14 protein-coding genes are annotated in these 12,473 nt (G+C 66.7%); 8 read left to right on the top strand and 6 right to left on the bottom strand.

Annotated elements, in window-relative coordinates:
* The first annotated feature begins 71 nt into the window (after positions 1-71).
* Positions 72-719 (top strand): hypothetical protein, encoded by a 648-nt coding sequence (locus ACFW6D_RS23610; RefSeq protein WP_379331453.1) that lies wholly within the window; start codon positions 72-74, stop codon positions 717-719.
* Complete coding sequence (locus tag ACFW6D_RS23605; RefSeq protein WP_379231805.1) at positions 716-1,147, top strand: ferritin-like domain-containing protein; 432 nt, start codon at positions 716-718, stop codon at positions 1,145-1,147. The genes ACFW6D_RS23610 and ACFW6D_RS23605 overlap by 4 nt, the downstream gene beginning before the upstream one ends.
* Positions 1,148-1,246: 99 nt before the next feature.
* Here ACFW6D_RS23605 and ACFW6D_RS23600 read toward each other — a convergent pair whose 3' ends face one another.
* From ACFW6D_RS23600 to ACFW6D_RS23590, 3 genes are all read right to left on the bottom strand, one after another.
* Positions 1,247-2,998 (bottom strand): acyl-CoA dehydrogenase family protein, encoded by a 1,752-nt coding sequence (locus tag ACFW6D_RS23600; protein WP_379331451.1) that lies wholly within the window; start codon positions 2,996-2,998, stop codon positions 1,247-1,249.
* 67 nt (positions 2,999-3,065) lie between these two features.
* Positions 3,066-3,587, bottom strand: coding sequence for a hypothetical protein (locus ACFW6D_RS23595; protein ID WP_379331450.1), 522 nt, complete (start codon positions 3,585-3,587; stop codon positions 3,066-3,068).
* A gap of 432 nt (positions 3,588-4,019) precedes the next feature.
* Complete coding sequence (locus ACFW6D_RS23590; RefSeq protein ID WP_379331448.1) at positions 4,020-5,768, bottom strand: proline--tRNA ligase; 1,749 nt, start codon at positions 5,766-5,768, stop codon at positions 4,020-4,022.
* A 257-nt stretch (positions 5,769-6,025) separates the two neighbouring features.
* Between ACFW6D_RS23590 and ehuB the strand changes: the two genes are divergently transcribed.
* The 5 genes from ehuB to yaaA all read left to right on the top strand — a co-directional run bounded on the left by ehuB (position 6,026) and on the right by yaaA (position 9,901).
* Complete coding sequence (ehuB, locus tag ACFW6D_RS23585; protein WP_379331447.1) at positions 6,026-6,913, top strand: ectoine/hydroxyectoine ABC transporter substrate-binding protein EhuB; 888 nt, start codon at positions 6,026-6,028, stop codon at positions 6,911-6,913.
* A gap of 7 nt (positions 6,914-6,920) precedes the next feature.
* Positions 6,921-7,637: an ectoine/hydroxyectoine ABC transporter permease subunit EhuC gene (gene ehuC / locus ACFW6D_RS23580; RefSeq protein WP_379331446.1), complete on the top strand. Its 717-nt coding sequence runs from the start codon at positions 6,921-6,923 to the stop codon at positions 7,635-7,637.
* On the top strand, positions 7,634-8,281 hold the full coding sequence (gene ehuD / locus ACFW6D_RS23575; protein ID WP_379331445.1) for an ectoine/hydroxyectoine ABC transporter permease subunit EhuD: 648 nt from the start codon (positions 7,634-7,636) through the stop codon (positions 8,279-8,281). Before ehuC ends, ehuD begins: the two co-directional genes overlap by 4 nt.
* Before the next feature lie 4 nt (positions 8,282-8,285).
* Positions 8,286-9,041 (top strand): ectoine/hydroxyectoine ABC transporter ATP-binding protein EhuA, encoded by a 756-nt coding sequence (gene ehuA / locus ACFW6D_RS23570; RefSeq protein ID WP_379331443.1) that lies wholly within the window; start codon positions 8,286-8,288, stop codon positions 9,039-9,041.
* Positions 9,042-9,157: 116 nt separating this feature from the next.
* Positions 9,158-9,901 (top strand): peroxide stress protein YaaA, encoded by a 744-nt coding sequence (gene yaaA / locus ACFW6D_RS23565; protein ID WP_379331442.1) that lies wholly within the window; start codon positions 9,158-9,160, stop codon positions 9,899-9,901.
* A gap of 128 nt (positions 9,902-10,029) precedes the next feature.
* Here yaaA and ACFW6D_RS23560 read toward each other — a convergent pair whose 3' ends face one another.
* A complete protein-coding gene (locus ACFW6D_RS23560; RefSeq protein ID WP_379331440.1) occupies positions 10,030-10,707 on the bottom strand; it encodes an NADPH-dependent F420 reductase in 678 nt (225 codons plus the stop codon).
* 211 nt (positions 10,708-10,918) lie between these two features.
* Between ACFW6D_RS23560 and ACFW6D_RS23555 the strand changes: the two genes are divergently transcribed.
* Positions 10,919-11,761, top strand: a complete 843-nt coding sequence (locus ACFW6D_RS23555; RefSeq protein WP_379331438.1) for an SGNH/GDSL hydrolase family protein — start codon at positions 10,919-10,921, stop codon at positions 11,759-11,761.
* A gap of 1 nt (position 11,762) precedes the next feature.
* Here ACFW6D_RS23555 and ACFW6D_RS23550 read toward each other — a convergent pair whose 3' ends face one another.
* Both ACFW6D_RS23550 and ACFW6D_RS23545 read right to left on the bottom strand, forming a co-directional pair.
* The gene (locus ACFW6D_RS23550) at positions 11,763-12,155 is read right to left on the bottom strand and encodes a VOC family protein (protein WP_379232305.1); all 393 of its coding nucleotides are present in this window, start codon (positions 12,153-12,155) and stop codon (positions 11,763-11,765) included.
* The gene (locus ACFW6D_RS23545; protein WP_379331436.1) at positions 12,155-12,436 is read right to left on the bottom strand and encodes an ArsR/SmtB family transcription factor; all 282 of its coding nucleotides are present in this window, start codon (positions 12,434-12,436) and stop codon (positions 12,155-12,157) included. The genes ACFW6D_RS23550 and ACFW6D_RS23545 overlap by 1 nt, the downstream gene beginning before the upstream one ends.
* Between the last annotated feature and the right edge of the window lie 37 nt (positions 12,437-12,473).

The raw sequence follows: 12,473 nt of genomic DNA, 5'->3' as shown, positions 1-12,473 counted from the left end.
CGGCACGGCGTGCCCGGTGCGTGTCGCCACGCGCGCGAACTCCCCGCGCGCGATCTGGCACGATGGTGCACGTGCCCCACCGCCATACCGTCCCGCCGAGCGCCGGGCGACCTTCCGGCATGCGCCCCGACCGGCACGAACCACCTCTCTCGAGGCTCGAGCCCACCGCCGCGCACCGCCATTCGACCAACACTTGGCGCCGCCGCACCTTGCTCCGGCTCGCCGGTGCGAGCGCGATCGGCATTCCGGCGATAGCCACGCTGACCGCCTGCGCCGAGGACGATACCGTGCACGCCCCGGATCCTCTTGCCGCACAAGAAGTTCTGGCCCGCGCCGATGCCGCCGCCGCGACCGCCGCGATCGCTTTGGCGCCGCAGTCGAACGCCGCGTTGAGCACGATCGCCACCGAGCGCACCGCGCACGCCGACGCTTTGCGCACCGAAATCGACCGGGTGATCGGCGTTTACGGTGACGGCACCACGCCCGTGCGTCGAACCGGCGCACTGACTGTGCCCGGCCCCGACGGTTCCCCGGTACCGGCCGCGGAGGTCGAGACCGCGTCCGCGCAGCCGACGACCGTCGCACAGTTGCGCGATCAGCTGGTTCGCTCCCAGCAGTCCGCCGCCGAGCTGGCTCGCACCGAATCCGGTTATCGCGCAGGGCTACTCGCGTCGATCAGTGCGGCCTGCGCCACCCAGGCAGGAGTCCTGCTGACATGACCGACCAACGCAAGTCCCTCCAGAACGCCCTGGACGCCGAGTACGCCGCCGTCTACTCCTACGGGCTGATCGCCGCGTACGCCAATGTCGACCGGGCTCGCCTGGTCGCCGAGTTCAGCGCCGCGCATCGCGCTCGCCGCGACGCCACGATCGAATTGCTCGAGGCCGACGGCACCGCACCCGAGGCGCCCGCCGCCGCCTACAACCCGCCCGCACCGGTCGACGACCCGATCCCGGCCGCCCACCTCGCGGTCAGCGTCGAATCCGATTGCGCCGCAGCGTGGTACGCCGTTGTCGAGAACGCCACCGACGCCGCAGTGCGTGCTACGGCGACCGAAGCGCTCACCGAAGCCGCTATTCGCCGGGCCCGCTGGCAGTCGATCCTGGGTACCGGCCCGTGGACCGTCGCCTTCCCCGGGCGTGCGTAAACCGCCGACTCATCCGGCGTAATCACGTAAAACGCTGTCGTTCAGTCAGAGAACTGACTGGAGCGACGCGTTTTGCGTGATCATGCCGGGGCTACACTGCTACGGGCGCATCGCGTACGCGCCGTCGTAGGCCTCCACCTGCTGCCACACCCGATCGAAGCGTTCCTTATCGGCCACCGGGCTGCGCAGTGCCCCGATCGCCCACGCGCGCTGCGCCTCGGTGACCGACGGCTTGCCGAGCAGTGCCGACGCCTGGGTGTTGAAGTCGCGGATCTGGAAGTCGAAGATCTGGTCGAGCACGTCACGGTCGAGGCCGGTGAGCTCGGCCTGTTCGAGGATCAGCTGGCCGTAGACCACCGTGGAGAACAGGTGGCCGATGGTCAGCATGAAGTCCAGGTCCTTCTGCTGGTCCGCATCCGGTGCCGCGGTGAGCAGTAGCGCCTGCAGCGCCTTGGCCTGCTCGTAGAACCGGGCGACGTTGGGCACGTCCGAGGCCTGCTCGTAGGCCGGGGTCCAGTCCGCGAACTGCACCTTGCCCGCGCCGCGAGCCGGGCCCTGCGCCCAGAAGAACGCCTCGTCACCGGCTTCGAGCTTGGTGCCGATCGCCGGGTACTCCTTGGGGTTGAACAGGTAGTTCGGCATGAACTTCAGGATCTGGCCCACGTTCACGTGCACGGTGCCCTCGAGGCGCGGCAGGTGGTTGATGTAGCGCGAAGCCTGCGCGAAGTAGGTGGCCTTCTCGAATCCCTTGGCCGCCAGCACATCCAGCAGCAGGGTCATCGCGACTTCGCCCTCGGAGGTGACCTTGGACTTGGTCATCGGGTTGAACAGCAGGTAGCGGCGGTCCTCGAGGGAGGCGCTGCGGAAGTAGTCCACGGCGCGATCACTGAACAGCTTCATCGCGATCAGGCGGGCGTAGGCGTCGACGAAGTTGCCGCGCACGTGGCCGAAGTCGGTGACCGGGTTGCCGTAGAGGATGCGGTTGTTGGCGTGGGTGATGGCCTCGAAGAACGAGTGCTCGACCATGCCGATGCTGCCGTGGCAGAGGTTGAACTTGCCCACGTTCACCGTGTTCAGCGCAGCCGAAAAGCCTTCCGGCCCTTCATGAAGCACGTCGGCGGCGGTCACCGGGTAGTTCTCCAGCCGGAAGTGGCTGACATACATCTGCCCGTGGATAACGCTCTCGACCAGGTGGTAGTTGTCGTGACGGCTGTCGGCGGCGAACCAGATGTACCCCTCTGGCCCTTCGACATCACCGCGCCGGGAGAACACCGACACCATCGAGGCCACATTGCCGTTACCGATGTAGTACTTCTCCCCGTTGGCGCGGAACAGAATTCCCGCTTCGGCGTCGGCACTACCCGGTTCGCTCGGGGTGAGGATCAGGTCGGTGTTGTAGATGTCGGCACCGTGATCGCGCTCCGACAGCGCGAACGCCATCACCTGGCCGTCTTCGAGATCAGCGGCAGCCTTGCGCTTGGCGATCTCGTTGTCGCTCTGCCAGATCGGGCCAAGGCCCAGAATCGTGACCTGCTCGGCGTACCAATACGCGAGCCCGTAGAACCCGAAGATCTCCGACAGCGCCGCGTTGCGCGCCGCATCCCAGCGCTTGTTCGGATCCCCATCGGCATAAGCGGCCGGCGTCAGGAAGGTAGCGAACAGCTTCTCCTTCCCCACGAACTCCAAGAACTCCGAAGTCCACACCGCATCGCGATCCTCGACCAGCAACTGCGCCTTGCCCTTGGACTCGAACCACTCGATAGTGGCCTTCAGCAGCCGTCGCGTCTCAGCATCGAAGTGCTGCGGGTCGTAGGTAGCAGGGTTGAACAACAGGCTGGGCGAACTCGTCATGCCCGTTAACTTAGCAGCGCCGCGGATCGCCCACGCCGACTCTCAGGCCCGCTACCTGCACTTTCGCCTACGTAGGCGTAGGTTCCCCGGACAGCGGGCTCGCGTGTTCCCGTAGGTACCCGCCGCGCCGGAAGCGTTCCAGACCGCTTTCGGTGCCGAGCTCCGCTCGCTTCTCCGGGTTGCGCACGTAGAAGACGAACAGGTGATACGTCCGCGTCGGGTCGGTCTCGAGGTCCGTGTGGACGATGTCGATGGTTCGGTAGCCGGAGTCGGCATCGCCGGTGACGAGGCTGATCACGTTGGTTCCACTACCGAACCGGAACGCTTCTCGTCGGCTGCGGGCCCCGACCGCCGAGACATCCTCCCAGGCAACTCTGGTCGGCCCCTTGCCGTAATCGATCGCGATGTAGTTCGGACTGAGCAGGATGCCGTCGTTGCCGAGGCCCTTGCGAGGGTGATACGTGCCGAAGCCGAGGAGCAGGGCGACCAACGCAGGCAGCGACATCAGGAACAAGAGCGCGGCGCCGGTCGACCAGTCGTCGCCCAACGACGCGATGAACTGCCACATCCCAGCCCCGAGCACAGCCACCCCGAACGCTATAGCTACCGAGCTCCCGGTCGAAGACGGCCGCGTCACCGGCAGCACCAGCGCCGGACCGTCTTCGGTGACACGAATATCAGCGACCACCGGAGCGACTCGCGGGATTTCCGACCAGCCCCAGCACCACCGGCCACAAGACCACCGCACAGGCAAACGGCAACACCGCATAGCGATACGCCCCGAACGCCTTGCGCTGCCACTCCGCCGGCAGCGGCAAATCGGACGTACTCCGAAACCTACCCACCACAACTCCTAGTGAGGTCGTGCCCGCAGACCGGATCTCGCCTCTTCGCCTATCCGGAGCGCGGGATGCGCCAGCTCGTCCTCCGGATGGTGGGCGCGATTCGGCCGCCCTCCGCGCGCGAGACAGCAATCGCGCTGTCCCACATCAAGTGGGACAGCGCGATTCATGCGAGGAGATCAGCCGCGGACCTTGGCGGTGACCGCGCTGACGGCGTCCTCGGCCGGGATCTCCTCGGCTTCGCCGGTGAAGCGGTTGCGCAGCTCCACCTTGCCTTCGGCCCAGCCGCGGCCGATGACGAGAATCCACGGCATGCCGAGGAGTTCGGCGTCCTTGAACTTCACGCCGGGGGATGCGGTGCGGTCGTCGAAGAGGACGTCGAGGCCTTCGGCGTTCAGGCCGGCGACCACATGTTCGGCGCCGTCGCGGGCGGCGGCGTCCTTGTTGGCGATCACGACGTGCACGTCGAAGGGGGCGACTTCGGCGGGCCAGCGCAGGCCCTTCTCGTCGTGCTGCTGTTCGGCGATGACGGCGACCATGCGGGAGACGCCGATGCCGTAGGAGCCCATGGTGAGGCGGACGGGCTTGCCGTTCTCGCCGAGGACGTCGACGTCGAAGGCGTCGGTGTACTTGCGGCCGAGCTGGAAGATGTGACCGATCTCGATGCCACGCGCGGAGACCAGCGGGCCCGCGCCGTCGGGCGAAGGATCGCCGTCGCGGACCTCGGCTGCCTCGATGGTGCCGTCGGGGGTGAAGTCACGCCCGGCGACCAGACCGACGACGTGCTTGCCCTGCACATCGGCGCCGGTGATCCAGGCGGTGCCCTCGACGACGCGGGGGTCGACGAGGTAGCGAACACCGTTGGCCTGCAAGCCCTTCGGACCGATATAGCCCTTCACCAGGAACGGATTGGCGGCGAAGTCGGCCTCGGTGAGCAGTTCCACCTCGGCAGGTTCGACGGCCGCGCCGAGGCGCTTGTCGTCGACCTCGCGGTCACCGGGGATGCCGATGCCGAGGATCTCGGTCTTGCCGTCGGGGTGGCGCAGCTTCACCATCACGTTCTTCAACGTGTCGGCGGCGGTCACCGTGCGCCCGAGGACGTCGGCGGAGTTGGCCCAGTCGACCAGGGTCGCGATGGTGGGGGTGTTCGGGGTGTCGTTTTCGACCGCGGCGGCCTGGCCCTCGATGGGCAGCGGCGCGGGCGCGGGGGTGACCACGGCTTCCACGTTGGCCGCGTACCCGGATTCGGCGCAGGCCACGTAGGTGTCCTCGCCGACGGGGCTGACGGCGAGGAATTCCTCGGACGCACTGCCGCCCATGGCGCCGGAGGTGGCGGCCACGATCACGTACTCGACGCCGAGCCGGGCGAAGATCGCCTGGTAGGCCTTGCGGTGGGTGGCGTAGCTGTCGGCCAGACCCTCGTCGGTGAGGTCGAAGGAGTAGGAGTCCTTCATGGTGAACTCACGCCCGCGCAGGATGCCCGCGCGGGGCCGTTCCTCGTCGCGGTACTTGGTCTGGATCTGGTACAGGGTGACCGGCAGATCCTTGTAGGAGTTGTACTCACCCTTCACGGTGAGCGCGAACAGCTCCTCGTGGGTGGGGCCGAGCAGGTAGTCGCCGCCCTTGCGGTCCTTGAGGCGGAACAGGCCGTCGCCGTATTCGGTCCACCGGTTGGTGGTCTCGTAGGGCTCGCGCGGCAGCAGCGCGGGCAGCGAGATCTCCTGGGCGCCGGTGGCGTCCATCTCCTGGCGCACCACGTCCTCGATCTTGCGCAGCGTGCGCAGTCCGAGCGGCAACCACGAGTACACGCCCGGTGCGACGCGGCGGACGTAGCCGGCGCGAACGAGCAGTTTGTGGCTTGGCACCTCGGCGTCGGCGGGATCGTCTCGCAGGGTGCGCAGGAACAGGCGGGAGAGGCGGGTGATCACGGATGCACAGGGTAGTCCCTGGTCCGGCGGCGGCGACAGCCGATTACCTCCTTGACGCTCGCCGACCCCCGAAAACCGGCCCGAAGAGAAAAGCGCATATCAGGTTACCCATTATAATTCCGTTTGAATCATCAGATAACAACCTGATAACGTAACGCTCCTGAGAATTATGAGTTGACTAGATTTTCTCTATAGGTCAATTATTCACTTACAACAGAAAATTGGCGGCGGACACGCTGCCCTTGCGAGAGGTCACAATGGCTGAGACGAAATCCATGTCGAAGCGCTGTACAGCAGTGTTCGCCGGTGCCGCGATGGTGGCCGCGGCCCTCGCCGGATGCACCAAGACCGAGACCACCGAGAGCGGCCAACTGCTGCAGTCGCTGAAGGACAAGGGCACGATCACCGTGGGTTTCGCCGGTGAGGCGCCCTATTCGTTCGAAGACGGCGGCCAGCTCACCGGCGCCACCGTGGCCCTGCACAAGGAGATCTTCGCCAACCTCGGCATCAAGACCGTCGACGGTGTGCAGACCGAGTTCGGCGCGCTGATCCCCGGCCTGCAGGCCAATCGATTCGACGCCGTGAGCGCCGGAATGTCGATCTTGCCGAAACGCTGTGAACAGGCTTCTTTCAGCGAACCGGAATTCATGTACACCACCGCGCTGATGGTGAAACCCGGTAATCCGATGAATTTGACGGATATGCAGTCGATCCAGGCCAGCGGCGCGAAAATGGCCGCGATGACCGGCGCCATCGAATCCGATTACGCGGACTCGCTCGGCATCGACGCCACCCAGGTCGGCACCCCGCAGGACGGGATGGACGCGGTGACCTCCGGGCGCGCCGACGTGTTCGCGCTCACCGCGATCTCGCTGAACTGGCTCAAGAGCCACACCCCCAACGCCGCGGTCGACGTGACGCCGTCGTTCGTCGCCGTCATCGACGGCAAGCCGCAGGTCGGCGCGGGCGGCACCGTGTTCCGCACCAACGATCCCGATCTGCTGGCCGCCTACAACACCGAGCTGGCCAAGATCACCGGCGACAAGGACAAGTACCTGTCGATCGTCGGCAAGTTCGGCTTCACCGAACGCGAGCTGCCCGATCCGAAGTACACGACGGCCAAGCTGTGCAAGGGCGAAATCTGATTCACGCATGAGCAATATCGATGCGGTCCGCGATGCCCTGCCCTCGTTGTGGCAGGGCATCGTGGTCACGCTGGAGCTGACCATCGGCGGCGCGCTGCTCGCGTTCGTCCTCGCCCTGGTCCTCGGCACCACCGCCCGCGTACGCAATCTCGCCGCGCGCGGCAGTGCCAGGGTCATGATCGAATTCTTCCGTGGCACTTCGCTTCTGGTGCAGATCTTCTGGCTGTTCTATGTGCTGCCACTGCTCGGCTACAAGCTCGACCCGCTGTTCTGCGGCATCCTGGCGCTTGGCCTGAACTACGGCGCCTACGGTGCCGAGGTGGTGCGTGGCGCGCTCAACGCGGTGCCGCGCGCGCAGTTCGAAGCGGCCGTGGCACTGAACTTCAGTCCCTGGCAGCGCATGCGGCGGGTGCTGTTTCCCCAGGCCTGGGCGCTGATGCTGCCCTCGCTGACCAACCTGCTGGTCCACCTGCTCAAAGGCACCGCGGTGGCGTCCTACATCACGCTGCACGATCTGACCTACGAGATCGGTGACCTGCGCAAGGACACCAGCGACACCCTGTTCTCCTTCGGTGTCGGCCTGCTCATCTACTTCGTCCTGGGCTACCTGCTCACCCTGGGCATGAACCTGCTGGAAACCCGCGCCAAGACCAAGCTGGGTCGCGGGGCCTCGCTCAAGGACGTTCTGAGCCTGGCGCCCGAAGAAACGAAGGCGGCCCCATGACAGCGGAATGGAGTTGGGAGCGCGCCCGCGAGGCGCTGCCGGTGCTGTGGGACGGCTTCCAGATCACGCTGCTGGCGACGGTGCTCGGTTTCGCGCTGGCCGCGGTGCTCGGGCTGGTGATCGCTTTGATCCGGCGCACGATGCCGCGCGCCATCGCCGCGCCGGTGCACGCGGTGAGCGAGTTCATCCGGCTCACCCCGCTGGTCGTGCAGTTGCTGTTCGCCTACACCCTGTTGACCCAGTTCTCGGCGCTGCAGATCGGCATCGTGGTGCTCGGCATCCACTATTCGAGTTACCTGGCCGAGGTGTATCGGGCCGGGATCGAGGCGGTGCCCAAGGGCCAGTGGGAGGCGGCGCGCGCGCTGTCGTTGCCGCCGGTGCGCACCTGGGGTGCGGTGGTGCTGCCGCAGGCGATCCGGGCGAGCCTGCCCGCGCTGGGCACCAACGCCGTCTCGATGTTCAAGGACACACCGTTCCTTTTCGCCATCTCGGTCGTCGAATTGGTGACCGCCGCACAGCAATTCGGGGCGCGCAACTTCGCGTACCTGGAGTCGATCACCCTGGCGGGCGTGTTCTTCCTTGTCGCCAGCTACCCGACGTCTGTGCTGATCAGAAGACTGGAGAAGCGCCTTGCCTACTACTGACGAGATGATCCGATTCGATCAGGTGGTCAAACGCTTCGGCGACCTCACCGTGCTCGACCACCTCGATTTCAGCGTCGGCCGCGGGGAGAAGGTCACGCTGATCGGGCCGTCCGGGTCGGGCAAGACCACGATCCTGCGGCTGCTGATGACCCTGGAGACAATCAGCGACGGCGTGATCTGGGTCGACGGTGAACCGCTCACCCACACCCAGCGCAACGGAAAACTGGTGCCCGCCAAGGAAAAACACCTTCGCCAGGTGCGGACCAAAATCGGCATGGTGTTCCAGCAGTTCAACCTGTTCCCGAACATGACGGTGCTCGAAAACATCACCGAGGCACCGATTCACGTGCTGGGCAAGTCGAAAGATGAAGCGCGCGAACGTGCCCGGCACCTGCTCGACATCGTCGGCCTGTCGGACAAGGCGAATGCCCACCCCTCGCAACTGTCCGGCGGTCAGCAGCAGCGGGTGGCGATCGCGCGCTGCTGCGCGATGGATCCGAAGGTGATGCTCCTGGACGAAGTGACCTCGGCGCTCGACCCGGAACTGGTCGGCGACGTCCTCGACGTGCTGCGCACCATCGCCGAAACCACCGACATCACGATGCTGATCGTCACCCACGAGATGCGCTTCGCCCGCGAGGTGTCGGACCGGGTGCTGATGTTCGATTCCGGGCGCATCATCGAACAGGGCCCGCCGGAGCAGATCTTCGAGGCACCGACCAATGAGCGCACGCGCAAGTTCCTCGAGGCGGTGCGCTGAAAGCAGTCGGCGAGTGCTGGGCCGCACAGCGCGGATGCCCGAAGGGCGCTCGGTAGGACAGGCCGCGACGGGGCGGGGCGAGGTGGCGGTTCCGGCGGCGATTACCGTTGACGATCGTGCTGGTGCTGCTGCCTCCCTCCGAAACCAAGTCCGACGGCGGATCGGGCGCGCCGCTGAACCTCGACGATCTCGCGATGCCACAGCTCAGCGCGGTCCGCGACAAGCTGATCACCGAGGTCGTGCAGCTCGCGGCCGACCCCGCGCAGTCGGCCGCCGTGCTCGGCTTGGGCAAAGGCGCCGACGCCGAGGTCGCCCGCAACGCGAACCTGCGCACCTCGGCGACGCGCCCCGCCCTGGAGCGCTACACCGGCGTCCTCTACGACGCACTCGACGCGAAGTCCTTCACCAAGGCACAGCGCACGAAGGCCTACGCCCGCCTGGGCATCGGCTCGGCCCTGTTCGGCGCCGTCCGCGCCGCCGACCCCATCCCCGCCTACCGACTCTCCGGCGGCACCAAACTCCCAGGCCTGCCGACACTTTCGGCCGTATGGCGCGACGTGCTCCCCGATGCCCTCTACGCCGAGGCCGCGGGCGAGCTCGTCATCGACCTGCGCTCGGGCACCTACCAGCAACTCGGCCGAGTCCCCGACGCCATCACCGCCAACGTCCTCACCGAACACCCCGACGGCACCCGCACCGTCGTCAGCCACTTCAACAAGCACCACAAGGGCCTACTCGCCCGCGCCCTGGTCCTCACCCGCGCCGACCCCACCGACATCCGCGCGGTAGCCCGAGTGGCGACCAAGGCAGGCCTCCGAGCCGAAATCGCCTCCCCCACCGAACTTCTCATCATCACCTGACCCGCCCCCGGGATGCGACATCGATTCTATGGATCGACGTCCTACGGGCTGAACACAGCTTTCCACCGAGCATCACCCCGACCGGGCGACGCTCGACCGGATGCGGGCGGCGGGCAGGCACCGAGCGGCTAGACCTCGGCGGCGGCGAGGGCCGCGCGGACATCCTCGGCGCTGCCGCGCTTGGCGGCGGGCGGCCAGTTGCCGTCGGCAACGGCATAGGGGTGGACGTAGACCGGGGTGTCTCGTTGGGAGCGGCGGCTTTCGGCGAGGGAACCGCCGTCGACCACGTCGTAGCCGATGGTGTCGATGAGGTCGGTGGCGAGCTTCTTGGCGTCGGGGTCGTCGCCGAAGATGGGCAGGGCGGAGCGGTCGGCGGCGCCCGCGGGGCGGGCCAGTTCGGCGAGGTTGGCGTAGACGATGTTGTTGAACGCCTTGACCACCTTCGATTCCGGGAGGTGGCGTTGCAGCAGTTCGCTGGTGGTGGTCTCGTCGGCGTCGAGTTCGGGGAAGGCGCCGTCACGGTCGGGGTAGTAGTTGTTGGTATCGAACACGACCTTGCCCGCGAGCGGTGCGACCGGGACTTCGCGATAGGCCTTCAACGGCACGGTGACCACCACGTAGTCGCCCGCTTCGGCCGCCTCGGCCGGGGTGGCCGCTCGCGCGCGTGGACCCAGGTCGGCGACCAGGTCCGCCAGGGTCTCGGGGCCGCGTGAGTTGCTGAGCACCACGTCGTAGCCCGCGTCCACCGCCAATCGTGCGACGGTGGAGCCGATGTGTCCGCTGCCGATCAATCCGATTGTCGTCATGTGCGGGGACAACCAGCGGCACCCGACGGTTGTTCCCCGGTTACTCGGCGAGCACCGACGAATTGCTCAGCATCACTCAATAACCGTCCCGGCGGTCGGCGGAGATTGTTGTCGCGCACAAACCTCGGCGTCAACGCCGACGCCTGCCGACTGTCTGGGGCACAGTGGCCCTACCGCCCAAGCCGGGCCACCCCGATGATCAGGACTCTCGATGAACAACTGGCTGCGCGCGATCGCGACGACATCCATGATCGCGACAGCCGCGATCACTCCTGCCGCCGTGCACGGCCAACCGACCTCCGAGGCCGGGGCACGCTACGTGGCTCTCGGTGATTCCGGGGCCGCCACCACCGGCGCGGTCAACCTCGATCTCACCGCACCCCTGCGCTGCGTGCGCTCGACGACCAACGCACCCAAGTTGGTCGCGCAACGACTCGGGTTATCACTGGACGACCGAACCTGTAGCGCCGCGAAGATCCCCGACCTGTATCGCTCGCAAGGCGCGGGTGTGGCACCGCAGCTGGACGCGCTCGGGCCCGCCACCGAGATCGTCACCCTGCACATCGGCGCCAACGACGCCGACATGACCGAATACATCCTCGGTCACTGCCACGCGAAACCCGGCGGCTGTGCGGCAGTGGCAGACCCGCGGTGGGACAGCGATATCGATGCGATCGCCCCCGCCTACGCCGTCGCGCTCGACGAAATCGCCCGCCGCGCACCGAAAGCCACAGTCTTCGTCGACGGTTGGCCGACCTACCTGACCGACACCAGCTGCCCGGCGATGCTCGGCCTGCTGCCCGCCGACGCCGCCTATATCCAGTCCAAGTTCGAGCGCCTCAATTCCGTGGTCGCCCGGGAAGCCGAAAACCATGGGGCCGTGTACATCGACACCGTCGCCGCGTCGAAGGACTTCGGGATGTGCGCCGACCCGGCGACGCGCTGGTTCGACCCTCTGGTGGCCGACCGCACCCTGCTCCCCTACCACCCGACGCTCGCCGGACAGCGCGGCGTCGCGGACGTGATCGCGTCGGCGATCGAAGCGACCCGCTGAACTACTCGGCGATCGGGGCCATCAGCTGGATGAGGTTGCCGCAGGTGTCATCGAAGACCGCGGTGCTGACCGGGCCCATGACGACAGGCGGCTGGGTGAAGAACACGCCGCGGTCGACGAGGCGGGCGTACTCGGCGTCGAGGTCGTCGACGGTGAAGACGATGACGGGAATGCCTTCGGTGCTCAGCGCCGTCTTGTAGGCCTTGGCGGCCGGGTGCTGGTCGGGCTCTAGCAGGAGCTGGATGCCGTCGACGTCGGCGGGTGAGACGAGGGTGAGCCAGTCGAATTCACCGACGGGGACCTTGTCTTTGACCTGGAAGCCGAGCACGTCGGTGTAGAAGGCCTCGGCCTTGGCTTGGTCGTCGACGAAGACGCTGGTCACTCCGATGCGGATCATGAGTCCTCCTTGGGGATGGGCCATCGCGTCGAAACCGCCTGCAGCGGTGTGAAATCGGCGTGATGGAACTTGTATCGACCTTGTCGGCGGGTGTGGACGAGCCCGACTTCTTCGAGCACTCCCAGATGCTGGGTGATCGCCTGCCGCGACGAGCTGATGTCGTGCTTGCTCACGAGGCGGGCGCACAGTTCGAACAGGGTTTGCCCGTCGCGATCGGCGAGTTCGTCGAGAAGTGCGCGTCGTGTCGAATCCGCCAGTGCGGTGAAGATGTCGGTCACGGGGCACTCCTGTCGCTCCCCCGAACCATAGGCAAGT

Origin of the sequence: Nocardia sp. NPDC058705 (genome assembly GCF_042749305.1) — a bacterium.
GTDB lineage: Bacteria > Actinomycetota > Actinomycetes > Mycobacteriales > Mycobacteriaceae > Nocardia.
This window is presented reverse-complemented; position numbering and strand designations above follow the sequence as displayed.